The 537-nt window shown below is 67.0% G+C and carries 1 protein-coding gene; it reads left to right on the top strand.

The genetic code is table 11. The features are described from left to right. Nucleotides 1-521, top strand: a 521-nt coding sequence (locus CK240_RS17970) for a terminase TerL endonuclease subunit (protein ID WP_240517585.1), incomplete at its 5' end; no start/stop codon positions are given. Nucleotides 522-537 lie beyond the last annotated feature (16 nt).

Genomic DNA, 537 nt, shown 5'->3' with positions numbered 1-537 from the left:
ACAGCGGCGACGTGCGCGCCTGGTTCTGGGCGCCCCGTGACGGGCTCGAGGAAGCCGAACGGCGCGACCATGTGCCCTATCAGCTTTGGGCCCGGCAGGGGCTCCTCGAGGCAACCCCCGGCCGCGCGATCGACAAGAAATGGATCGTGCATCGCCTGGGCGAGATCGTGCAGAACTATGACGTGCAGGCCCTCGCCTTCGACCGTTGGAAAATGGACGAGGTGCAACGCTACATGGCCGACGAAGGGGTGAAGCTGACGATGCAGCCTTGGGGGAAAGGTTTTCGTGACATGAGCCCGGCCATCGACGCCCTCGAGACCGCCATCTTGCAAGGCACCCTGCGGCACCCCTCGCATCCCGTGCTTGACTGGTGCCTGTCCAACGCCGTGACCATGACCGACCCGGCAGGCAATCGAAAGCTGGTGAAGGACAAGAGCCGGGGCCGCATCGACGGCGCCGTGGCCCTCAGCATGGCCGTAGGGGTTGCCGCCCGCGCGCCGTGGCCCTCAGCATGGCCGTAGGGGTTGCCGCCCGCAC

The sequence above is a fragment of the Paracoccus salipaludis genome (assembly GCF_002287065.1).
GTDB lineage: Bacteria > Pseudomonadota > Alphaproteobacteria > Rhodobacterales > Rhodobacteraceae > Paracoccus > Paracoccus salipaludis.
The sequence above is the reverse complement of the archived record's forward strand: the minus strand, read 5'-3'. Positions and strand labels throughout refer to the sequence as shown.